Source organism: Streptomyces kunmingensis (genome assembly GCF_039533535.1).
In the GTDB taxonomy this organism is placed as follows: Bacteria; Actinomycetota; Actinomycetes; order Streptomycetales; family Streptomycetaceae; genus Streptomyces; species Streptomyces kunmingensis.
On sequence record NZ_BAAATS010000014.1, the window covers coordinates 67,638 to 88,758 of the forward strand.

The following is a 21,121-nucleotide window of genomic DNA, read 5'->3' on the forward strand; positions in this document are numbered from 1 at the left end:
AACGTGAACTCGAACAGGGCGAACATTACTTTCCTCGTGCGTTCCGCACTGTTTCTGATGACAGTTGTGACTGTCCGCCCTCCTTGGCCCCATGCGAATCTCGTTGCCGGCCGACAACGAGATGCCAAGGAGGGCGACCCACGCCATGGACAAGCGGTACGAGGTCTACGCCCTTGCCGATCCGCATTTCTACGAGACGCCGGAGCGGCTCTCCGCCGACGGGAAAGCACGCGCCCTGCCCGAGTTCGAGACGGCCCGCCGGGCGGTCCCCGACGGATGGCGCGCCGACAACAACGGAGAATGGCTGAATCTCACCCCGCTGGACCCCGACGGCACCCCCCGCCAGGGCCCCGGGCAAGGCTGGAAAATACATGCCTCGGCCACCCGGGAGGCCGCCGAGAAGATCGCTTCCACCGTCTGGGACTACTGCGTGCCCCGCGGCATCCCTTTCAAATTCGTCCCGGCACCGCACGTTCTTCACTTACGGAATGCGAAATACGCGGGGCGCGACACCAGCGGGAAGTTCGTCACCGTCTATCCGGCCGACGACGAGCAGTGTCACCGGATACTGGAGGAGTTGGCAGAACTGCTGCGCGGCCTCGACGGGCCGTACATTCTCACCGATCTGCGCTGGGGCGAAGGACCGCTCTATGTGCGGTACGGCGCCTTTTCCCGCCGGATGGTCGTCAATGAACGCGGCACGCTCGTCACCGCCATCGAGGACGGCGAGGGCCGCCTCGTGCCCGACAACAGGGACCCGGCGTTCCAGGTCCCCGACTGGGTGCCCCTGCCGGGCTTCTTGAAACCCCACTTCGACGCGCGCAACGCCACGACCGTCACCGACCTCCCCTATCGCTTCGAGAAAGCCCTGCATTTCTCCAACGGAGGCGGCGTCTACCGCGGGGTCGACACCCGCGACGGCCGCAAGGTCGTCCTCAAAGAAGGCCGCCCGCACGCCGGACTGGCCGCCGACGGGGCCGACGCCATCGCCCGCCTCGCCCGCGAGAAAGCCGCCCTGGAACGCCTGTCGGGGCTCGGCGTCGCCCCCGAGGTCCGCGACTGGTTCCTCGTCGGAGACCACCGCTTCCTCGTCATGGACCACGTGGAGGGGCGCCCCCTCAACGCGTTCTTCGCCGAGCGCCACCCGCTGCTCTCGCCCGCCCCCGACCCGGCGGCCGTCGCCGACTACGCGGCCTGGGTGCTGCGCATCAACGCCGCCGTCGAGAAGGCGGTGACCGCCGTCCACGAACGCGGCATCGTCTTCAACGACCTGCACCTGTTCAACATCATGGTCGCCCCTGACGAGGAGACCGTCACCCTCATCGACTTCGAGGCCGCCACCCGCGTCGAGGAGGACGGCGGCCAGATGCTGGCCCACCCGGGCTTCTGGGCGCCGATGGACCGCAGCGGCACCGACATCGACCGCTACGCCCTCGCGTGCCTGCGCATCGCCATGTTCCTGCCCGTGACGACACTGTTCGTCGTCGACCGCGGCAAGGCCGCCCACCTGGCCGACGTGATCGCGGCCGAATTCCCCACCGTGCCACGGGAGTTTTTGGACGAGGCGGTCGCCGAGATCACCCGGGATGCGGGCGAAGCGCCGGCTCCGGCGAAGGTCCCTGCCCCGGTGAGACATACGGCCGGCACCGTTCCGCCCGTCGAGCCCGGCGACTGGCCGCGCAGCCGCGACTCCATGGTCGCCGGCATCCTCGCCTCGGCCACCCCGGAGCGCGACGACCGGCTCTTCCCCGGCGACGTCGCCCAGTTCGCCATCGGCGGCGGCCTCGGCCTCGCCCACGGTGCGGCCGGTGTCCTGCACGCCCTCGCCGAGACCGGTGCCCCCCGCTACGAACAAGGTGAACGCTGGCTCCTGGACCACACCGACCCCGTGCCGCCCGGCACCGCGCTCGGCCTCTACGACGGCATCGCCGGCATTGCGTACGTCCTGGACCGCCTCGGCTACCCCCTGCGCGCCCTCGACCTGGCCGAACGCCTGCTGACCGAGAAGTGGCAGCGGCTCGCCGTGGGACTGCACAGCGGGCTCGCCGGGGTCGGCCTGGTCCTCGACCACCTCGCCCGCACCACCGGCGAGAGCGCCCTCGCCGACCGGGCCACGGAGGCGGCGGACATCGTCGCCGACCGGATCGTCCACGTACGGTCCACCGACCGCGTGCCCACCTCCAAGCGGCGGGCCGGACTGATGCGCGGACTGAGCGGACCCGCCCTCTTCCTGCTGCGCCGGTACGAGCACACCGGCGACGCCGCGTACCTGGACCTGGCGGGCAGCGCACTGGAGCTCGACCTGGACCGGTGCCGCACGGCGTCCGACGGCGGTCTCCAGGTCGACGAGGGCTGGCGCACCATGCCCTACCTCGGTGACGGCAGCGCCGGGATCGGCCTGGTCCTCGACGACCACCTACGGCTCGCCCCGGACGCGGACCTCGGAGGCCGGGACACCGCACAGCTCCGGCAGGCCGTACTCACCGCGGCGTCCTCCCGCTTCTACGTCCAGCCCGGCCTGTTCGAGGGCCGCGCCGGCATGATCCTGCACCTCGCCCGCACCACCACGCCCGGCGCCACCGGCACGCGGCTCGCCGCACAGGTCGACGCCCTGGGCTGGCTGTCGATGCGCTACCAGGACCAACTCGCCTTCCCCGGACACCAGATGATGCGCCTGTCCATGGACCTCGGCACCGGAACGGCAGGGTGCCTGCTCGCCCTCGGTGCGGCCCTGGACGAGGAGTGCGGCGCGCATCTGCCGTTCCTGCCGCCCCTGCGGCAGCCCTGAGACCGGTTCCGGCACCGTCCGGAGTCGTGACACAACCGCACAGCACCATCCCGTCCCCACAAAATGCAACAGCGACGAAAGGTAATCCCATGGCCCTTCTCGACCTGCAGAACCTGGAAGCCGACGAGACCACCGGTGGCGGTGGCGGCGGCGGCGAGGGCAGCAACGTCAGCCTGCTGCTCTGCGACAAGCACAGCTCCAACAGCACGATCCTGTGTCTGTGACGGTCTGTCCGCGCCGGTGAAGGCCTTCCTGCACCGATGACGGCGGGGCCGCCCCCTGACGGGCGGCCCCGTCCCCGTTCCCGCCCCGTCCCCCGGACGCGAACCACGGATGCGAGGCCCTGTGAAGACGTCCGGCGACACGCTCCTGCGCACCGCCACCCGGTACAGCGCCGGCCGGTGCCTGGCCCTGTGCCTGCTCACCGTCGCCTCCGCGGGCACGGGCCTGCTCCTGCCGTACGTCCTCGGGCGCACCGTGGACGCCCTGCTCGCCGCGCACTCCGCGGGCGGCGGCGACCCGGCGGGCGGCGACGCCGCTCACTGGCTGGTGCTCTGCGCCGCCCTGCTCGGCGGCCTCACGCTCCTCGACTGCTGCGAGTCCGTCCTCACCGGTGCCACCAGCGCCCGCACCACGGCCTGGCTGCGCCGCCGTCTCGTCCGGCACGTCCTCGCCGTCGGACCCGGGGCCACCGCGCGGTTCCCCGCCGGCGACCTCGTCGCGCGGCTCGTCGGCGGTACCGCACAGGCCGGGCCCGCCCCCGCGACCGTGGCCGCACTCGCCGCCACCCTCGTCCTGCCCGTCGGCGCGATCGCCGCCCTGGCACTCACCGACCTCTGGCTCGCCGCAGCGTTCCTCGCCGGGGCGCCCGCCCTCGCCCTGCTGCTGCGCGCCTTCGCGCGGGCCTCGTCCGACTGCGTCGCCGCCTATCTGCGCGCACAGGGCTCGATCGCGACCCGGCTCACCGAGGCGATCGGCGGCGCCCGCACCATCGCCGCCGCCCGCACCGCGGACCGGGAGGCGGCGCGCGTACTGGAGCCCCTGCCCGAACTCAGCCATCAGGGGCTGCGGTTGTGGCGTGTGCAGGGGCGGGCGAGTGCGGGAGCGGTGGCCCTCGCGCCCCTGCTGCAGATCGCGGTGATCGCGACGGCCGGCCTGCTGCTCCTCCACCACCGCCTGTCCGTGGGGGAGTTGCTCGCCGCCTCCCGCTACGCCGTCCTCGCCACCGGGGTCGGCGTGCTCGTCGGCGACCTCGCGGCCCTGGTCCGCACCCGCGCCGCCGCGCAACGCCTCGGCGAGGTCCTGGACGAGCCCGCCCCCCAGCACGGAGACGCGCAACTCGCCCCCGGCGGCGGCCGATTGGAGCTGCGAGGCGTCACCGCCCGCCGCGACGGCCGCACCGTACTCGACCACATCGACCTGACCGTCCCCGCGGGCGAGACGCTCGCCGTGGTCGGCGCGTCCGGCGCGGGCAAGTCCCTCCTCGCCGCCCTCGCGGGCCGCCTCGCCGACCCGGACGAGGGCACCGTCCTCCTCGACGGCACCCCGCTGCCCGAACTGGGCCGCACCGAACTCCGCGCCGCGATCGGCTACGCCTTCGAACGCCCCGCCCTGCTCGGCGACACCCTCGCCGACACGATCGCCCTCGGCCCGGATCCTCGTACGCCGGACGCCGACCGGGGCGCCCTCGGCCCGGATCCTCGTACGCCGGACGCCGACCGGGTCGCCCTCGGCCCGGATCCTCGTACGCCGGACGCCGATCGGGTCGCCCTCGGCCCGGATCCTCGTACGCCGGACGCCGACCGGGGCGCCCTCGGCCCGGATCCCCGTACGCCGGACGCCGACCGGGGCGCCCTCGGCCCGGATCCTCGTACGCCGGACGCCGACCGGGTCGCCCTCGGCCCGGATCCCCGTACGCCGGACGCCGACCGGGTCGCCCTCGGCCCGGATCCTCGTACGCCGGACGCCGACCGGGTCGCCCTTGGCCCGGATCCCCGGCCCCCGCATGGCGACCGGGTCCTGCGCGCCGCCGAAGCCGCCCACGCCGACGGCTTCGTACGCCGCCTCCCCGACGGATACGCCACCGCCTGCGCGGACGCGCCCCTGTCCGGCGGCGAGGTCCAACGCCTCGGCCTGGCACGGGCGTTCGCGCACGGTGGGCGGCTACTCGTCCTCGACGACGCCCTGTCCAGCCTGGACATGATCACCGAACGGGAGATCGCCGCCGCCCTCCTGCGGCACGCCCCCGGGACCACCCGCCTCGTCGTCGCCCACCGCGCCACGACCGCCGCCCGCGCCTCCACCGTGGCCTGGCTCGATGCCGGCCGCCTGCGCGCGCTCGGCCCGCACGCGCGGCTCTGGAACGACCCCGCCTACCGCGCGGTGTTCGCCGGCGACGGCGCCAGCCGGACCGACGAGGCCGCCGGGGCCGCCGGGGCCGACAGGGACAGTGAGGCCGACGGGGCCGACGGGGCCACTGGGGCCGGTGGGGCGGCGTGACCGCGACCCCGCCCCGCCCGGGAACGTACCGCCGGGGCCTGCGCTTCCTGCTGCGGCGCCGCGCCACCCTCGCCCGGCTCGCCGCCTGGTCGGTCCTGGAGACGGGGCAGACGTTCCTGCTCGGCCTGGCCCTCGCCCGGGCGCTGGACGACGGGTTCCTCGCCGGGCGCCAGGACATCGGCCTGCTGTGGCTGGGCGTCGCCGTGCTCGGCGTCGTCGCGGGCGCGGTCGGCACGGCCCGGGTCTACAGCGCCGTCGCCGGACTCGTCGAGCCGCTGCGGGACCTCCTCGTGCGCCGGGTCGTCGAGCGGGGGGTGCTCGACGGCGACGGAGCGGCGGTGTCCCGGCTCACCCAGCAGGTGGAGATCGCCCGCGACACCTTCGCCGGCCTGATCATGGTGTCCCGGTCCTTCGTGTTCACCGCGGCCGGCGCCCTGATCGGCCTGTTCTCGCTCGCCCCGGTGCTGCTGCTCGTGGTCGCGCCGCCGCTGGTCGCCGGGCTCGCCCTGTTCCTCGGCACGCTGCGCCCCCTCTCCCGCGGGCAGGAGAGGTTCCTCATCGCCGACGAGAGCGTCTCGGCCCGCCTCGCCCTCGTGTGCGCCGGGCTCAGGGACGTCACGGCGGCCGGCGCCGAGGAGCCGACGGCCCGGGACGCGGGCACACTCATCGACCGCCAGTACCGGGCCGCGCGCACCCTGGCGTGGTGGGCCGTGCCCCGCGTGCTCGCCCTCGGCATCGGCGGACAGCTGCCGCTCCTGCTGCTCCTGGTGACGGCGCCGTGGACCCTGGACCGCGGTGTGAGCCCCGGCGCCCTGGTCGGCGCCCTCGCCTACGTCAGCCAGTCCCTGCTGCCCGCCCTGCGGAACCTGGTGCACGGCCTCGGCGCGGGCGGCTCACGCCTGGTCGTCGTCCTGCGCAGGCTGACCTCCGAGACGGGTCAACAGGATTCGTCTTTGAGCGAGTTGACGCGTGAAGCATGGGACCCGTCCGCACCCGCCCTGGAAGCCACCGCACTGACCTTCGCCTACGGGCCGGGCGCCGAGCCGGTCCTCGACGGCCTCACCCTGACCGTCCCCCAAGGCGGCCACCTCGCCGTCGTGGGCCCCAGCGGCATCGGCAAATCCACTCTGGCCGGACTCGCCGCCGGACTGCTCGTACCCGGAGCCGGCGACATCCGGGTGTGCGGGCTTCCCCCGCGCTGCGAGCAGGCCGCCGCGCAGCGGGTGCTGATCCCGCAGGAGGCGTACGTCTTCAGCGGCACCCTGCGCGACAACCTCGGCTATCTGCGCCCCGACCCGGTGCCCGACGGCGAACTCACCCGCGCCGCCACCGCGATCGGGCTCGACACGCTGCTCGGGCGCCTCGGCGGGTTCGACGCCCCGCTCGACCCGGCGGCCCTGTCGGCGGGGGAGCGGCAGCTGGTCGCGCTGACCCGCGCCTACCTCTCGCCCGCCCCCCTGGCCGTGCTCGACGAGGCCACCTGTCATCTCGACCCGGCCGCGGAGGAGCGTGCGGAGCGGGCGTTCGCCGCCCGGCCGGGCGGCACGCTCGTGGTCGTCGCGCACCGGATCAGCTCCGCCCACCGGGCCGACCGGATCCTCGTCATGGACGGCCCGCGTACCGTCTGCGGCCGCCATGAGGAGCTGCTCGTACGCTCGTCGCTCTACCGCGACCTGGCCGGGGAGTGGGGCGAGCCCGCGGGGCCACGGCCGTCACAGCCAGCCCTCGCCCTGGGAGATACGGATCGCGTCGATCCTGTTGCGGGCGCCGATCTTGCGGGTGATGGCGGCCATGTAATTGCGCACCGTGCCGTTGGACAGATGCAGGCTGCGCGCGATCTCGGCGATCGAAGCGCCTCCGGCGGCGAGCGACAACACCCCTAACTCCCGTAACGTCAACGGGTTCTGTGAGGCTTTCAGGAAGCCGAAGCCCAGCGAGTCGTCGACGAAACGCTGCCCCCTGGCCACCTGTCTTATGCCCGTGAGGAGCTGCTCCACCGGGCCGTCCTTGTCCACGAAACCGAGCGCCCGCGCCTCCACGGCCCGGCGCAGCAGGCCGGGCCTGCTGGCGGTGCCGAGCACCACGAGCGAGCACCGCAGCTCGCTCAACGGCGGTATCCCGTAAGGCGTCTCGCAGTCCAGGTCGGCCACGCAGATGTGCGGGTCGACCGAGTTCGCCTTGCTGGGTGCGCTGCGCCACGGCGCGTGGTGCACCTCCAGGTCCGGCTCCTTCGCCAACCGTTCGGCAAGGGCCGAACGCATCAGACAGGAGTCGTGCACAAGAAGTACCCGCGTCACGTCTGCCCCCTAGAAAACGTCCGCTCCGGCTGCTTCGTACAGCGCAGCAACAATTGAACAGTCGAGTGCCCCGTTCTCAATGGGCAGAACTGGCCAACGGTGGCCGGGAGTCACTGCCGGCCGGGATCCGTCAGGTCGATGAGCTTGCAGACCGTCTCGATGTCGATCTTCACCTGGGCGATCGAGGCCCGGCCCGACAGCCATGTGATGAGCGCCGAGTGCCAGGTGTGTTCGATGACCCGGACGGCGGAGAGCTGCGCCGGGGTCGGATCGTCCAGCTCCATCGCGTCCAGGATGATCGCCGTGGTCTGCCGGGAGACCTGGTCGACCTCCGGACTGACGCTGCGGTCCGCGAAGGTGAGCGCGCGGACCATCGCGTCGGCCAGGTGCGGCTCGCGCTGGAGCGCCCGGAACGCCCGCATCAGCGTCTCGGCGACCCGCTCGGCGGGGGAGTCCGAGGACGGCGGGCGCTTGCGGACCGTGGTGTGCATGTGCTGGAGCTGGTCCTGCATGGTGGCGACCAGCAGATGGACCTTGCTCGGGAAGTAGCGGTACAGCGTGCCGAGAGCGACCTGCGAGTCCTCGGCGACCTCGCGCATCTGCACCGCGTCGAAGCCGCCGCGCGCCGCCAGCTGAGCGCTCGCGTGCAGGATGCGGCGCCGCCGCGCCTCCTGCCGCTCGGTGAGCGCGGGGGCGCCCTGTGCGGAGCTTCTGGCGTCCGGAGCTGTCATCAGTTCGCTTCCGTGTCCCGTGGTCCCGGCCGTGGCGTGAATCACCCGATCCGCCGGTCACAGCCTGGCTACCTGCCGGTAGATTCGGTGCTCATTGAACGATCAAGTCTGAAACTTGTTCTAGATTAGCGTCCCCACGTAGTGTCCAGTGTCCACGGGCAAGCAGGGAGAAGGGTGGCCTGGAGTGACCGCGGAGTCGTTGCGCATCGCTCTCCTCACGTACAAGGGCAACCCGTTCTGCGGGGGCCAGGGCGTGTACGTGCGGCACCTCTCCCGTGAGCTGGCCCGCCTCGGCCACCGGGTCGAGGTGATCGGCGCCCAGCCCTACCCCGTCCTCGACGAGGTCCTCGACGGCAGCGGCGCGGCCGGGCTCTCGCTCACCGAGCTGCCCAGCCTCGACCTGTACCGCAGCCCCGACCCGTTCCGTACCCCGAAGCGTGACGAGTACCGCGACTGGGTCGACGGCGTCGAGGTCGGCACCATGTGGACCGGCGGCTTCCCCGAGCCGCTGACGTTCTCCCTGCGCGCCCGGCGCCATCTGCGCGCCCGCCGCGGCGACTTCGACGTCGTGCACGACAACCAGACCCTCGGCTACGGCCTCCTCGGCGGCCCCGACGCGCTCGGCGCCCCGCTGGTCACCACCATCCACCACCCCATCACCGTCGACCGGCAGCTGGAGCTGGACGCCGCGGAGAGCTGGAAGCGGCGGATGTCGGTGCGCCGCTGGTACGCGTTCACCCGCATGCAGAAGCGCGTCGCGCGCCGCCTGCCGTCCGTCCTCACCGTCTCCGGCACCTCCCGCGACGAGATCGTCCAGCACCTCGGTGTCCGGGAGAGCCGGATCAGCGTCGTCCACATCGGCGCCGACACCGACCTCTTCTCGCCGAATCCGGCCGTACCGGTGGTCGCAGGGCGGATCGTGACGACGTCCAGCGCCGACGTCCCGCTCAAGGGCCTCGTGTACCTCGTCGAGGCGCTCGCCAAGGTGCGGGCCGAGCAGCCCGGCGCCCATCTCGTCGTCGTCGGCAAGCGCGCCGAGGACGGGCCCGTCGCCCAGGCCATCGAGCGGTACGGCCTCGAGGACGCCGTGCAGTTCGTCAAGGGCATCAGCGACCAGGAACTGGTGGACCTCGTGCGCTCCGCGCAGGTCGCCTGCGTGCCCTCCCTCTACGAAGGGTTCTCGCTGCCCGCCGCCGAGGCCATGGCCACCGGCACCCCGCTCGTCGCCACCACCGGCGGCGCGATCCCCGAGGTCGCCGGACCCGACGGCGAGACCTGCCTCGCGGTGCCCACGGGCGACCCCGGCGCACTCGCCGCGGCCCTCCTGCGCCTGCTCGGCGACGAGGACCTGCGCGCCCGCCTCGGCGCCGCGGGCCGCGCCCGGGTCCTCGCCCGCTTCACCTGGGCGCGGGCCGCCCAGGGCACGGCCGAGCTGTACCGCGCGGCCATCGACGCGGCCCCCGGCGCCTCCGTCCGACCCCACCAGAAGACTCCTCAGGAAACCTCTCAGGAAAGCAGGGCCACGTGCTGACCGTCGACTTCACCCGCTTCCCGCTCGCCGCGGGTGATCGCGTCCTCGACCTCGGCTGCGGAGCCGGCCGGCACGCCTTCGAGTGCTACCGGCGCGGGGCCCAGGTCGTCGCGCTCGACCAGAACGCGGAGGAGATCGCCGAGGTCGCCAAGTGGTTCGCCGCCATGAAGGAGGCCGGCGAGGCCCCGGCCGGCGCCACCGCCACGGCGATGGAGGGTGACGCGCTCCAACTCCCCTTCCCCGACGAGTCGTTCGACGTCGTCATCATCAGCGAAGTGATGGAGCACATCCCCGACGACAAGGGCGTGCTCGCCGAGATGGTGCGCGTCCTCAAGCCCGGCGGCCGCATCGCCGTCACCGTGCCGCGCTACGGCCCCGAGAAGGTGTGCTGGGCGCTCTCCGACGAGTACCACGAGGTCGAGGGCGGCCACATCCGCATCTACAAGGCCGACGAACTCCTCGGCCGGATGCGCGAAGCGGGCCTCAAGCCCTACGGCACGCACCACGCGCACGCCCTGCACGCCCCGTACTGGTGGCTCAAGTGCGCGTTCGGCGTCGACAACGACAAGGCGCTGCCGGTGAAGGCGTACCACAAGCTCCTGGTCTGGGACATCATGAAGAAGCCCGCCCTCACCCGGGTCGCCGAGCAACTCCTCAACCCCGTCGTCGGCAAGAGCTTCGTCGCCTACGCCACCAAGCCGCACCTGCCGAAGGCCAGCGGGGCCGCTGCGTGAGCAGTCCCGAGCGGACCGAACTCCTCGTACTCGACGGCGTACTGACGGCCGATCAGGTCGGGCACACCGTGCGCGGGCTGCTCGCCGTACAGCGCCCGGACGGCGCCATCCCGTGGTTCCGCCGCCACCACCTCGACCCGTGGGACCACACCGAGACCGCCATGGCGCTCGACGTGGCCGGCGAGCACGAGGCCGCGGCCCGCGCCTACGACTGGCTCGCCCGGCACCAGAACGAGGACGGATCCTGGTACGCCGCCTACCAGGACGGCGATCCGGACGACGTCACCGACCGGGGCCGCGAGACCAACTTCGTCGCCTACGTGGCCGTCGGCGTCTGGCACCACTACCTCTCCACCGGCGACGACGCCTTCCTGGACCGCATGTGGCCCGTGGTGTGCGCCGCCGTCGAGTTCGTGCTGCGGCTGCAACAGCCCGGCGGCCAGATCGGCTGGAAGCGCGACGCGGACGGCACCGCGGTGAACGACGCGCTGCTGACCGGCAGTTCCTCGATCCACCACGCCCTGCGCTGCGCGCTCGCCATCGCCGAGCAGCGCGAAGAGCCGCAGCCCGACTGGGAGTTGGCCCTCGGCGCACTGCGGCACGCGATCCGGCGCCACCCCGGGCGGTTCCTCGACAAGGACCGCTACTCCATGGACTGGTACTACCCGGTCCTCGGCGGCGCGCTGCGCGGCGCCGACGCGAAGGCACGTATCGAGGACGGCTGGGAGCGGTTCGTGGTGCCCGGACTCGGCGTGCGCTGCGTCGTGCCGAACCCCTGGGTGACCGGCGGCGAGAGCGCCGAACTAGCCCTCGCTCTCTGGGCGATGGGCGAGTCCGACCGCGCGCTGACGATCCTTCAGGACATCCAGCACCTGCGTGACCCGCGGACCGGCCTCTACTGGACCGGGTACGTCTTCGAGGACCGGGCCGTGTGGCCCGAGGAACTCACGACGTGGACCGCGGGCTCCGTCCTGCTCGCCGTGGCGGCCCTCGGCGGGGACGAAGCGACCTGCCAGGTGTTCGGCGGCGAGCTGTTGCCCTCCGGTGTCGAACCGGACTGCTGCGTCTGACCCTCCGGGGGGTGTGAACTTATCCCGCCCGGAGCGCCGATCCGCCCCACGCGCGGCCGTGCGGCGCAGCCCCGGGCCATCCGTGCCCGGGGGCGCGCCACGCCGCTGGTTCGCGCGCCGCCGTCCCCTCCTGCGGAGCCCCGCCTGGGCGCCCCCGGTCGGCGGCCCGCGCCACCACACCGGTCCGTCACAAGAGCCCGGCACAACGGCGGAGCCGTTCAGTGGCGGCGCAGCTGGTTCGCGACGAAGTGGCCGATCGCCAGGTAGACGACCGCCGCGAGGCCGTAGCCCGCGACCACGCGCGCCCACGCCGCGTCGAAGGTGAACAGGTCGTGCGACCAGCCGGCCAGCCAGTTCGCCGCGTCGTGGACCCACTGGACCAGGTCGTTGCCCCGATTCGCGTCCAACAGATACATCACGATCCACAGGACGAGAATGACCGCCAGGATGTCTGCAATGATCATGACAACCCGGCTTGCGCTTGAACCTCTCCGATTCACAGACATGCAGTCCGGATGTCCCCGAATCCCGCGGGAAAACCAGGGCGCGCACCGCCCCGCGAACGGACACCGACCCGGACGGGCTCGCCCGGGTGGCGCAGTCCGCCGGGCCGGGTGAGGCTGCCAGAAGTGCAGCCCCCCGCCCCGGAGGTACCCGTGGTGCTCAGCTTCCCCCTTCCCCTGCGCCGCCCGGTCGTGGCGGTTCTCCTGTGCGGCGCCATGCTGGCCGGCACCACCGCGTGCGGCGGTGACGACAAGGACGCGACGGCCGACCCCAGCGCTTCCACCACCGCCCAGAAGCAGAAGCTCGCCAAGACCCGGTTCGTGGCCAACGCGGGCATCGCGGCCGGCGCCACGTACCAGTGGATCGTCAAGCCGTGGAAGGCCGGCAAGTTCAAGAAGGGCGCCGACGGACGTAAGTTCGCGCTGGTCAAGGCGGGTCTGGCGGGCACGCTCACCTACAACCGGCTGAAGGCCGCGAAGAAGAACGCCGAGGGCGACCCCACGCTCTCCAAGGCGGTCGCCCCGCTCACCTCCGGCATCGACGCGCTCAAGGACCTGCCGGGCAAGCTGCGCAAGGGCGACGACTCGGCCGCCTCGTCCTTCGACGACATCATCAACAAGGTCAAGGGCGCGGGCAGCGACGCGGGCGCGCCGGTCAAGGACAAGGTGCCGTCGGCGTCCGAACTGCGCAGCGGCGGCTCATGAGTTGTGTGCGGCTCATTGCGTGAGTGCGGCTCATGAGTTGAGTTCGGCGAGGACGCGCAGGGTGACCGGATCCGGTGACAGGACCAGCAGGTCCGTCACCGGCCCCTTGCGCCACAACTCCAGGCGTTCGGCGATGCGCCGGCGCGGCCCGACGAGCGAGATCTCGTCGGCGAACGCGTCCGGCACCGCGAGGACCGCCTCCTCGCGCCGCCCCTCGGCGAACAGTTCCTGGATGCGGCGGGCCTCCGCCTCGTAGCCCATGCGCGCCATGAGATCGGCGTGGAAGTTACGGGTGCTGTGCCCCATGCCGCCGATGTAGAACCCGAGCATGGCCTTGACGGGCAGCAGCCCCTCGGCGACGTCGTCACAGACCTGCGCCCGCGCCATCGGCGCGACCATGAAGCCGTCGGGCAGCCCGGTCAGTGCCGCCTCGTACGCGTCCGTCCGGGTCGGCGACCAGTACAGCGGCAGCCAGCCGTCCGCGATCCGCGTGGTCTGCGCGACGTTCTTCGGCCCCTCGGCGCCGAGCAGGACGGGTAGATCGGCGCGCAACGGGTGCGTGATGGGCTTGAGCGGCTTGCCGAGGCCGGTCCCGTCCTCGCCCCGGTAGGGCAGGGGGTGGAAGCGCCCGTCGGTTTCGACCGGGCCCTCGCGCCGCAGCACTTGGCGTACGACGTCGACGTACTCGCGGGTCGCCGTCAGCGGTGAGCGGGGGAACGGCCGCCCGTACCAGCCCTCCACGACCTGCGGCCCGGACAGGCCGAGCCCGAGCATCATCCGCCCGCCGGAGAGATGGTCGAGGGTGAGCGCGTGCATGGCGGTCGTGGTGGGGGAGCGGGCCGCCATCTGCGCGATGGCGGTACCGAGCCGGATCCGGCTCGTGTGCGCGGCGAACCAGGTCAGCGGGGTGAAGGCGTCGCTGCCCCAGGACTCGGAGGTCCACACGGAGTCGTACCCCAGCTCCTCCGCGCTCCGTACGAGGTCGAGGTGGCCGGGGTCGGGCCCGCGCCCCCAGTAGCCGAGTGCGAGTCCGAGCCGCATCGCGCCCCCTCCTGCCGGCTGACGGTGTGTCAGTTGAACTGTCGGGCGACTGTACGCGAAAGGCCCCTCGCCCGGAAGGTGGGCGAGGGGCCTCGGCGAGGCGCTGGGGGATCAGCCGCGCTGAATCCCCGTGGTGTCCTGGAGGACGCCGCGGCGGCCGTCCTGCGTCTGGGCGACGAGGCCGGGACCGCGCTGCTCGACGGCCAAGTACCAGGTACCCGGCGCCAGTTCGGCGATCGGCGTCGGCGAGCCGTCCTCCGCGTACAGCGGACGCGGCACCGGCACGGCGAACCAGAACGGGGAGAAGTCCCCGGCGGGCTGCCCGCCCTGCGGGGCGCCGGGAGCCGGAGCGGCGGCCTGCTGCGGCTGCCCGCCGAACGGCTGGCCACCACCGGGCTGACCCGGACCGGGCTGACCCGGCTGCGCACCGTACGGCTGACCCGGCTGCTGCTGGGCGCCCGGGTAACCGTAGGAACCGCCCGGCTGACCACCGTAGGGCTGCGGCTGCTGCGGGCGCGGGGCGCCGACGAGGGCGGCCTTGAGGGCCGGGACCAGGGGGGTGGCGATCGCGGCGGCGGCCATGACCAGGGTGGCGATCAGGGCGAGGATGAGGCCGATGCCGGCGTCGGGGCCGTCGCTGCTGCTGGTGCCGACGTTGTTGGCGCCACCGGACGGGTCGAAGATGTTGCCGAGCGCGGCCCACGCGGCGAGTACGGCGCACGCGACACCGAACTGGCCGAGGTCCAGACCCGCCACCTTGCGCGGCTGCGGCAGCCCCCGGGAGACGACGATGAGAGCCGCACCGATGATGCCCGCGAGGACAACACTCATCAGCAGCGGGCCGCTGCTCCACGAGTTCGGCAGCTCGACGCCGTCGGGCGCGCCGTCGATCGAGTAGATATCGAGGAACGAGGCGATGAAGAGCAACACCGCTGCTCCGATCACCACGCCGTCGCCTCGAGTGAGGGAGCGGATATTCACTTCAGGGTCCTTCGTCAGTCGTCTCGTCATCGGAGGAGGCGGCGCCAAGCGCGGGGGTGGCCCCTCATCGTACGGAGGACACTATCGTCCGCGTCCTGTGGGTGTCCGCCGAGATCCACAGGGTGACATCTACCCTCGCAGGAAACTCACGATTCCCTCAGAGAGGCCCTGGGCCGCCTTCTGCCGCCATGTGCCGGAGGTCAGCCGGTTCACGTCCTGCGTGTCCCGCATGTTGCCGCACTCGATGAAGACCTTCGGCACGGTCGACAGATTGAGTCCGCCCAGGTCACTGCGGGTGTCCAGGCCCGTCCCGCCACCGATGTAGTTCGACGGGGGCTGGCCCGTGACCTGGATGAACTTGCCCGCGATGCGCTCGCCGAGGTCGCGCGAGGAGGCGACGATCGGGCGGGTGTCCGCGGCCCCCGCGTGCACGGATGCGGGAAGGATCACATGGAAGCCGCGGTTGCCCGCGGCGGAACCGTCCGCGTGGACGGAGATCGCGGCATCCGCCCTGGCCTGGTTGCCGATCGCGGCGCGCTCGGTGACGCACGGGCCCCAGGCCCGGTCGCCGTTCTGCGTCAACTTCACGGTGGCGCCCTGCTGTTCGAGGAGGGTGCGCAGGCGGCGCGACACGTCCAGGGTGAACTGGGCTTCCGTGTAACCGGCGTTGCTGGAGGTGCCGGTGGTGTCGCACTCCTTGGTGGCGTTGCCGACGTTCACCTGCCGATTGATATCGGCCGTGTGCTGAAAGTTACCCGGATTGTGACCCGGGTCGATGACGACGACCTTGCCCTTGAGGGGGCCCGAGCCGCCGGCCGCCGGTTTCGACGGTGCCTTCGATGTCGTCGGCGCGGCCGGTGACGTGGCGGACTTCGACGGGAACGGGCTCGGCGCCTTGGCGTCCGCGTCCGAAGGAGTCCCGGCCGGGGACGTCGAGGACTGGCCCGGCGCCGGCAGCACCTTGGGCGGCTCGCTCTCCCCGGGACCGCTCACGACCTGCCACACCAGCCACCCCGCGAGCGCCGTCGGCACGAGCGCGGCGAAGGTGACCAGCACCGGGCGCCCGCGGAACCGACGCCCGCCGGAGCCGCGCCCCGGGTCGTCGTCGCGGTAGAAGTCATCAAAGTCGTCTGGTTCCGGACCTACGTATGACACGTTCCCGACCTTAACCGCGCGCTCAGCTCCCTGCTCCTGTTCGGCGCAGGACGCGCAGGGAGTCGTGTACCGAGACCTCGGTGAACGCGCCGGACTCCAGTGCCCGCAGGTACACGCGGTACGGGGCCTGGCCCGTCCACTCGTCGTGCTTGACGGGGAAGACGTCGTGGATGGCGAGCAGCCCGCCGTCGGCGACGTGCGGCGCCCAGCCCTCGTAGTCGGCGTTCGCGTGCTCGTCGGTGTGGCCGCCGTCGATGAAGACGAGCCCCAGCTTTCCGCCCCAGGCCCGCGCGACCTGCGGGGAGCGGCCGACCATCGCGATCACGTGCTCCTCCAGGCCCGCCGCGTGCAGCGTGCGCCGGAACGTGGGGAGTGTGTCCATCAGCCCGACCACCGGATCGACCGTCTCCGGGTCGTGGAAGTCCCAGCCGGGCTGCTGCTCCTCGCTGCCCCGGTGGTGGTCGACGGTGAGCGCCGGGACCCTGGCGGCGCGGGCGGCGTCGGCGAGCAGGATGGTGGAGCGGCCGCAGTACGTGCCGACCTCCAGGAGCGGCAGGCCAAGCGCGGCGGCCTCGACCGCCGCGGCGTACAGCGCGAGGCCCTCGCCGAGCGGCATGAAGCCCTTGGCTTTCTCGAAGGCGGCGAGGACGTCCGGGGCCGGGGTGCTCCCTGATGTGGTCATGTCGCTCATGCTGCCGTACGCCGTGGAGCACCGGCTCGGCAGCCCTTCCTCCACCTCGGGCCCCGGTTGGCGCAGCACAGTTGGTACAGGACCGGTTGACACACCACAGACGGTCAAGGTTAGGTAAGGCTTACCTAAGTTCGGTGGTGGGGGTGGTGCGCCGTGCTTCCCTCTGCCCCGGCTCCGTGGACGAGAAAGGTCCCGTTGCCATGACTGCCTTCCGTACCGCCTCCCGCCTCGGCCTGGCCGCCGTCGCCGCCACCGCGCTGACCATCACCCTCGCCGGCTCGGCCTCCGCCGCGACCGTGACCCGCACCGTCACCGACGGCGGCGCCACCTACAACCTGTCGCTCACCGCTCCCGGCAGCGCGGCCACGACGGGGGCCAACATCACGGTCGGCGGCAGCGGTTACAACACCGCGCGGGGCATCTACGTCGGCCTGTGCGCGATCGACGGAGACCAGGGCGCCAACAAGCCCACCCCGTGCCTCGGCGGCCAGGACGAGTCCGGCACCACCGGCGCCTCGTACTGGATCTCCAACCAGGGCGGCGGCACCGTGCCGAACAGCACCACCTTCGGGGCGAACGGCAGCTTCAGCGTGACGATCCACGTCAAGGCCGACCTCGGCGGCGGCAACGTCTGCGGCTCCACCGTCGAGTGCGCCGTCGTGACCCGCGCCGACCACACGGCGTCCGCGAACCGCGCCTACGACGTCCACGCGCCGATCGACTTCCAGTAGAGGCCGCCATGGATCACTCCGTACGTGGACGAAGACGGGCGGTGCGTGTCGCGGCCGCCGCCGCTGTCGTCCTCGGGGCCGCCCCCGCGCCCGCCGTGGCCGCCGAAGAACCCGCGCCCGGCACCGAACTGTACGTCCGGCAGGCCGAGTTCACGGGTGTCGGCAAACCTCTCGACCTGCTCCTCCACCCCACCTCCGGCAAGCTGTACGTCGGCGCCGACAACCTCGCGGCCACCGCCGATGTCGACGAGCGGGGCCTGTACGTCCTCGACCCCGCCACCGGCGCTCTCCGCAGCAAGGTGACCCGGGCGCCGAACGCGGCCGGCACGCTCGCCACCGCCGCGGTGCGCCGGATGGCGGGGCCGCTGCCCGGCGCCGCCGACGGCGTCGTCTTCAACTACCCGCTGCGCGGCATAGGTTGGGCCAAGGACGGGGACACACAGGCGTCCGGCGTCTGGCTGGCCGGTTCGACCGTCTCCGACCTCGGGCCCGGCACGAGCGACACCACGTCCTTCGCCGCCCAGGGCGCGAAGCTCTCCGAGATCGAGACCGCCACCGGGACCGTGCTGCGCTCCGTGGAACCCGGCGGCAGCGGCCCGTTCGCCGTCGACACCGGGCGGGGCAGCGTCTGGTACCTCGACACGGGCGCGGGGCTGCTGCGCCGCGTCGAGTCGGCGGGCCTGACCGTTGCCGGTTCCTATGAACTGCCCGCCGCGCAGGGCAACGCGACGCCGTTCATCGAGGTCGACCCCGCCGACGGCTCGGTGTGGGTGGGCCGCGGCGACACCGTCGCGGTGTACGCGGCCGACGGCACCCCGCGCGCCACCCTGCGGGGCACGGACTACGCCGGTGACGTCGCCTTCGACGCCGGTTCCGCCCGCGCCTACCTCGTACGGCAGGACAGCGAGGCGTCCGGCACCCCCGGCTCGGACGGCAACGGCGTCGGCTCGCTCAGCGTCTACGACACGAAGACCCTGACCGAGGTGACGGCGCCCGTAGCGCTGCGCGACAGCTCGTCCCAGTACGGCAGTTCGGCCGTCGCGGTCACCCCGGGCGGCGGGGAGGTCTTCGTCGGCAACCCCAGCCCGGCCGCCTCGAACATCGTCAAACTCGTCCGGCAGATCACGCCCCAGGTGACGCGGCAGCCCGCCGACGTCACCGCCGAGGCCGGGACGAAGGTCGAGCTGACGGCGGAGGCGGAGGGCAGCCCTGCCCCGAACGTCCGTTGGCAGTCCAGCGCGGACGACGGGCAGACCTGGCAGGACGTCGAGGGAGCGGGGGAGGGCGCCGACGGGGGTACGTACGCCTTCACGGCCGAAGTCACTATGAACGGACGGCAGTTCCGCGCCGAGTTCAGCAACGACGCGGGCGTGGCCCGCACGGAAGCGGCGACCCTGACGGTCACGGAGGCCGCCACGCCGACTCCGGCCCCGGGCGAGTCGGAGGGCACACCCGGGGACGACCCGGGCGGCAGCTCCGGTGACGCGGGCGGAGACGACGGCGGCGACGGGGCGAACCCGTCCTCCGGCGCGACGGCGGACCCGGCGTCCGGCACCACGGGCGGCGCCACCGGCTCCACCACGGGCGGCACCACCGGATCGGCCGCCTCCGGCTCCACCGGCGGCAGCCTCGCCTCGACCGGTACGGGCGTCCTGTCCGCGGCCGGAGCGGCGGCGGCCCTGCTGGCGGCGGGCGCGGTGGCGGTACGCAGGGCTCGGCGCCGCGGTACCGGCGTCGGCTCTGGCACCGGCACCGGTACCAGCACCGCCTAGATCACGGGCCGCTGGATTACGGGCTCCGCATAGAAGACGCGCCGCATAGAAATAGAAGACGCGCCGCGCAAAAGCGCGGCGCGTCTTCTTGTGCGGAGCCCGCAGCCCCGCCGGTTCCGTCAGACCTTCTCGGCGACCGCAGCCAGAGCCAGGTCGACGTGGACCGGGCGCGCCTCGCCGTGGTGCGTGGCGGCCGAGGCGTGCGGTGCGTGGCCGGGGGCCGTCACCGCGAGGACGTAGGACCCGCCGGAGGGCACGGCGAGGGCGTAGCGGCCCTCGGCGTCGGTCAGCGCCGCGCCCGCCTGCCGGCCGCGCCGGTCGATCAGCGTCACCTTGGCGTGGGCGACGGGCAGGCCCGCCGGGTCCAGGACCTGGCCGCGGAAGTCGGCGAGGGCCACCTCGGCGCGTGCCAGGTTGGCGTCCTCCTCGCTGCTGGCGCGCAGCTGGACGTGCTGGCGCACGGTGGCCGCGCGGCGGCCCGGCAGGAACAGGGCGAGCAGGACACCGACGACGACCGCGCCCGTGGCGATCATGAAGGAGGTGCGGAAGCCGGTCATCGTCGGGACGGCGGCGCCGCCCACGTGGTTCGCCGTGTTGGCCAGGACCATGCCGATGACCGCCGACGACACAGACGTACCGATGGAGCGCATCAGGGTGTTGAGGCCGTTGGCCGCGCCCGTCTCCGAGGCGTCGACCGCGCCGATGATCAGCGCGGGCAGCGAGGAGTAGGCGAGGCCGATGCCCGCGCCCACGACCACCGAGATCACGATCGTCTGCCAGGCAGCGCTCATCAGGCCGAGCCCGGCGCCGTAGCCGATCGCGATGATGAGCATGCCGAGGATCAGGGTGACCTTCGGGCCGAAGCGGGCGGACAGGCGGGCGTAGACCGGGGCGGTGAACATCATCGTCAGGCCGAGCGGCGCCACGCACAGACCGGCGACGACCATCGACTGGCCGAGGCCGTAGCCGGTGGCGGCCGGCAGCTGGAGCAGCTGCGGCAGGACGAGGGAGATCGCGTAGAAGGCGACACCGACCATGATCGAGGCGAGGTTGGTGAGCAGTACCTCGCGGCGGGCGGTGGTGCGCAGGTCGACCAGCGGGGCCTTCAGTCGCAGCTCCATCACGCCCCAGGCGAGGAGCACGACGAGCGCCGCGGCGAACAGGCCGAGCGTCATACCGCTGCTCCAGCCCCAGTCGCTGCCCTTGGTGATCGGCAGCAGGAAGAGGACCAGGCCGAGCGAGAGGCCGAGGGCGCCCGCGACGTCGAAGGTGCCCTTGGCGCGCAGCGGGCTCTCCGGGACGAAGAGGACCGTGAGGACGATCGAGACGACGCCGAGGCCCGCGGCGCCGAAGAACAGCGCGTGCCAGTCGGCGTGCTGCGCGACGAGCGCGGCCAGCGGCAGCGCGAGACCGCCGCCGACGCCGATGGAGGACGACATCAGGGCCATGGCCGAGCCGAGCTTCTCGGGCGGCAGCATGTCGCGCATCAGGCCGATGCCGAGCGGAATCGCGCCCATGGCGAAGCCCTGGAGGGCGCGGCCCGCGATCATCACGACGAGCTGGTCGGTGAAACCGCAGACCAGCGACCCCACCACCATGATCGCAAGGCTCATGAGGAGCATCCTGCGCTTGCCCGCGAGGTCGCCGAGGCGGCCCATGATCGGGGTGGAGACGGCGCCGGCGAGCAGGGTCGCGGTCATGACCCAGGTGGCGTTGGAGGGAGCGGTGCTCAGCAGCTCGGGCAGGTCCTTGATCACCGGCACGAGCAGGGTCTGCATCACCGCGACGACGATGCCGGCGAAGGCGAGGACGGGGACGACACCGGCTGTACGGCGCGTGGTGGTCGTCGGCTGGGACATTACGGAGGGCCTCCGGAAGGCGGTCTCGGGAAC

Annotated in this window: 17 protein-coding genes and 1 pseudogene; 10 read left to right on the forward strand and 8 right to left on the reverse strand. The window is 72.7% G+C overall.

Annotated features, from left to right (window positions below; translation table 11 throughout):
* The first annotated feature begins 145 nt into the window (after window positions 1-145).
* The 4 genes from lanKC (at window position 146) to ABD366_RS17455 (ending at window position 7,170) form a co-directional block, all read left to right on the forward strand.
* Complete coding sequence (lanKC, locus tag ABD366_RS17440; RefSeq protein ID WP_324766704.1) at window positions 146-2,788, forward strand: class III lanthionine synthetase LanKC; 2,643 nt, start codon at window positions 146-148, stop codon at window positions 2,786-2,788.
* Window positions 2,789-2,877: 89 nt separating this feature from the next.
* Complete coding sequence (locus tag ABD366_RS17445) at window positions 2,878-3,012, forward strand: SapB/AmfS family lanthipeptide (RefSeq protein WP_324766703.1); 135 nt, start codon at window positions 2,878-2,880, stop codon at window positions 3,010-3,012.
* 109 nt (window positions 3,013-3,121) lie between these two features.
* Window positions 3,122-5,287 carry an ABC transporter transmembrane domain-containing protein gene (locus ABD366_RS17450; protein ID WP_425576962.1) on the forward strand — a complete coding sequence of 722 codons (2,166 nt, stop codon included), beginning with the start codon at window positions 3,122-3,124 and terminating at the stop codon, window positions 5,285-5,287.
* On the forward strand, window positions 5,284-7,170 hold the full coding sequence (locus ABD366_RS17455; protein ID WP_324766701.1) for an ABC transporter ATP-binding protein: 1,887 nt from the start codon (window positions 5,284-5,286) through the stop codon (window positions 7,168-7,170). The genes ABD366_RS17450 and ABD366_RS17455 overlap by 4 nt, the downstream gene beginning before the upstream one ends.
* Here ABD366_RS17455 and ABD366_RS17460 read toward each other — a convergent pair.
* Window positions 7,084-7,548: pseudogene (locus tag ABD366_RS17460) on the reverse strand (LuxR C-terminal-related transcriptional regulator); the annotation flags it as partial. The gene ABD366_RS17455 and the pseudogene ABD366_RS17460 sit on opposite strands and share 87 nt — an antisense overlap.
* A gap of 146 nt (window positions 7,549-7,694) precedes the next feature.
* Window positions 7,695-8,315 (reverse strand): TetR family transcriptional regulator, encoded by a 621-nt coding sequence (locus ABD366_RS17465; RefSeq protein ID WP_324766700.1) that lies wholly within the window; start codon window positions 8,313-8,315, stop codon window positions 7,695-7,697.
* 184 nt (window positions 8,316-8,499) lie between these two features.
* Here ABD366_RS17465 and ABD366_RS17470 point away from each other — a divergent pair, with 184 nt between their 5' ends.
* From ABD366_RS17470 to ABD366_RS17480, 3 genes are read left to right on the forward strand one after another with little or no spacing between them, the layout of a single operon-like run.
* Complete coding sequence (locus ABD366_RS17470) at window positions 8,500-9,846, forward strand: glycosyltransferase family 4 protein (protein WP_324766699.1); 1,347 nt, start codon at window positions 8,500-8,502, stop codon at window positions 9,844-9,846.
* Window positions 9,840-10,580 carry a class I SAM-dependent methyltransferase gene (locus tag ABD366_RS17475; RefSeq protein ID WP_324766698.1) on the forward strand — a complete coding sequence of 247 codons (741 nt, stop codon included), beginning with the start codon at window positions 9,840-9,842 and terminating at the stop codon, window positions 10,578-10,580. Before ABD366_RS17470 ends, ABD366_RS17475 begins: the two co-directional genes overlap by 7 nt.
* Complete coding sequence (locus tag ABD366_RS17480) at window positions 10,577-11,650, forward strand: prenyltransferase/squalene oxidase repeat-containing protein (protein WP_324766697.1); 1,074 nt, start codon at window positions 10,577-10,579, stop codon at window positions 11,648-11,650. The genes ABD366_RS17475 and ABD366_RS17480 overlap by 4 nt, the downstream gene beginning before the upstream one ends.
* Before the next feature lie 218 nt (window positions 11,651-11,868).
* Here ABD366_RS17480 and ABD366_RS17485 read toward each other — a convergent pair whose 3' ends face one another.
* Window positions 11,869-12,156, reverse strand: a complete 288-nt coding sequence (locus tag ABD366_RS17485; protein WP_324766696.1) for a hypothetical protein — start codon at window positions 12,154-12,156, stop codon at window positions 11,869-11,871.
* A 213-nt stretch (window positions 12,157-12,369) separates the two neighbouring features.
* On the opposite strand from ABD366_RS17485, the gene ABD366_RS17490 reads away from it, so the two are divergent.
* Window positions 12,370-12,858, forward strand: a complete 489-nt coding sequence (locus ABD366_RS17490; RefSeq protein WP_324766753.1) for a hypothetical protein — start codon at window positions 12,370-12,372, stop codon at window positions 12,856-12,858.
* 30 nt (window positions 12,859-12,888) lie between these two features.
* Here ABD366_RS17490 and ABD366_RS17495 read toward each other — a convergent pair whose 3' ends face one another.
* The 4 genes from ABD366_RS17495 to ABD366_RS17510 all read right to left on the reverse strand — a co-directional run bounded on the left by ABD366_RS17495 (window position 12,889) and on the right by ABD366_RS17510 (window position 16,726).
* On the reverse strand, window positions 12,889-13,899 hold the full coding sequence (locus ABD366_RS17495; RefSeq protein ID WP_324766695.1) for an LLM class F420-dependent oxidoreductase: 1,011 nt from the start codon (window positions 13,897-13,899) through the stop codon (window positions 12,889-12,891).
* A gap of 111 nt (window positions 13,900-14,010) precedes the next feature.
* Window positions 14,011-14,880: a hypothetical protein gene (locus ABD366_RS17500; protein WP_324766694.1), complete on the reverse strand. Its 870-nt coding sequence runs from the start codon at window positions 14,878-14,880 to the stop codon at window positions 14,011-14,013.
* 129 nt (window positions 14,881-15,009) lie between these two features.
* The gene (locus ABD366_RS17505) at window positions 15,010-16,035 is read right to left on the reverse strand and encodes an N-acetylmuramoyl-L-alanine amidase (RefSeq protein ID WP_411293633.1); all 1,026 of its coding nucleotides are present in this window, start codon (window positions 16,033-16,035) and stop codon (window positions 15,010-15,012) included.
* A gap of 22 nt (window positions 16,036-16,057) precedes the next feature.
* The gene (locus ABD366_RS17510; protein ID WP_324766751.1) at window positions 16,058-16,726 is read right to left on the reverse strand and encodes a class I SAM-dependent methyltransferase; all 669 of its coding nucleotides are present in this window, start codon (window positions 16,724-16,726) and stop codon (window positions 16,058-16,060) included.
* Window positions 16,727-16,926: 200 nt separating this feature from the next.
* Between ABD366_RS17510 and ABD366_RS17515 the strand changes: the two genes are divergently transcribed.
* Together ABD366_RS17515 and ABD366_RS17520 are read left to right on the forward strand one after the other, a co-directional pair.
* Window positions 16,927-17,457, forward strand: a complete 531-nt coding sequence (locus ABD366_RS17515) for a hypothetical protein (RefSeq protein ID WP_324766693.1) — start codon at window positions 16,927-16,929, stop codon at window positions 17,455-17,457.
* An 8-nt stretch (window positions 17,458-17,465) separates the two neighbouring features.
* A complete protein-coding gene (locus ABD366_RS17520; protein WP_324766692.1) occupies window positions 17,466-19,229 on the forward strand; it encodes an immunoglobulin domain-containing protein in 1,764 nt (587 codons plus the stop codon).
* A gap of 119 nt (window positions 19,230-19,348) precedes the next feature.
* Here ABD366_RS17520 and ABD366_RS17525 read toward each other — a convergent pair whose 3' ends face one another.
* Window positions 19,349-21,088, reverse strand: coding sequence for an MFS transporter (locus tag ABD366_RS17525; protein WP_324766691.1), 1,740 nt, complete (start codon window positions 21,086-21,088; stop codon window positions 19,349-19,351).
* Window positions 21,089-21,121 lie beyond the last annotated feature (33 nt).

What these genes read in the sequence shown, in the direction of transcription:
- ABD366_RS17450 (WP_425576962.1), top strand. Translation starts at nt 3,122, where the DNA reads ATGCGAGGCCCTGTGAAGACGTCCGGCGACACGCTCCTGCGCACCGCC.
- ABD366_RS17490 (WP_324766753.1), top strand. Translation starts at nt 12,370, where the DNA reads ATGCTGGCCGGCACCACCGCGTGCGGCGGTGACGACAAGGACGCGACG.
- ABD366_RS17485 (WP_324766696.1), bottom strand. Translation starts at nt 12,156, where the DNA reads ATGTCTGTGAATCGGAGAGGTTCAAGCGCAAGCCGGGTTGTCATGATC.
- ABD366_RS17445 (WP_324766703.1), top strand. Translation starts at nt 2,878, where the DNA reads ATGGCCCTTCTCGACCTGCAGAACCTGGAAGCCGACGAGACCACCGGT.
- ABD366_RS17495 (WP_324766695.1), bottom strand. Translation starts at nt 13,899, where the DNA reads ATGCGGCTCGGACTCGCACTCGGCTACTGGGGGCGCGGGCCCGACCCC.
- ABD366_RS17465 (WP_324766700.1), bottom strand. Translation starts at nt 8,315, where the DNA reads ATGACAGCTCCGGACGCCAGAAGCTCCGCACAGGGCGCCCCCGCGCTC.
- lanKC (WP_324766704.1), top strand. Translation starts at nt 146, where the DNA reads ATGGACAAGCGGTACGAGGTCTACGCCCTTGCCGATCCGCATTTCTAC.
- ABD366_RS17520 (WP_324766692.1), top strand. Translation starts at nt 17,466, where the DNA reads ATGGATCACTCCGTACGTGGACGAAGACGGGCGGTGCGTGTCGCGGCC.
- ABD366_RS17525 (WP_324766691.1), bottom strand. Translation starts at nt 21,088, where the DNA reads ATGTCCCAGCCGACGACCACCACGCGCCGTACAGCCGGTGTCGTCCCC.
- ABD366_RS17515 (WP_324766693.1), top strand. Translation starts at nt 16,927, where the DNA reads ATGACTGCCTTCCGTACCGCCTCCCGCCTCGGCCTGGCCGCCGTCGCC.
- ABD366_RS17510 (WP_324766751.1), bottom strand. Translation starts at nt 16,726, where the DNA reads ATGAGCGACATGACCACATCAGGGAGCACCCCGGCCCCGGACGTCCTC.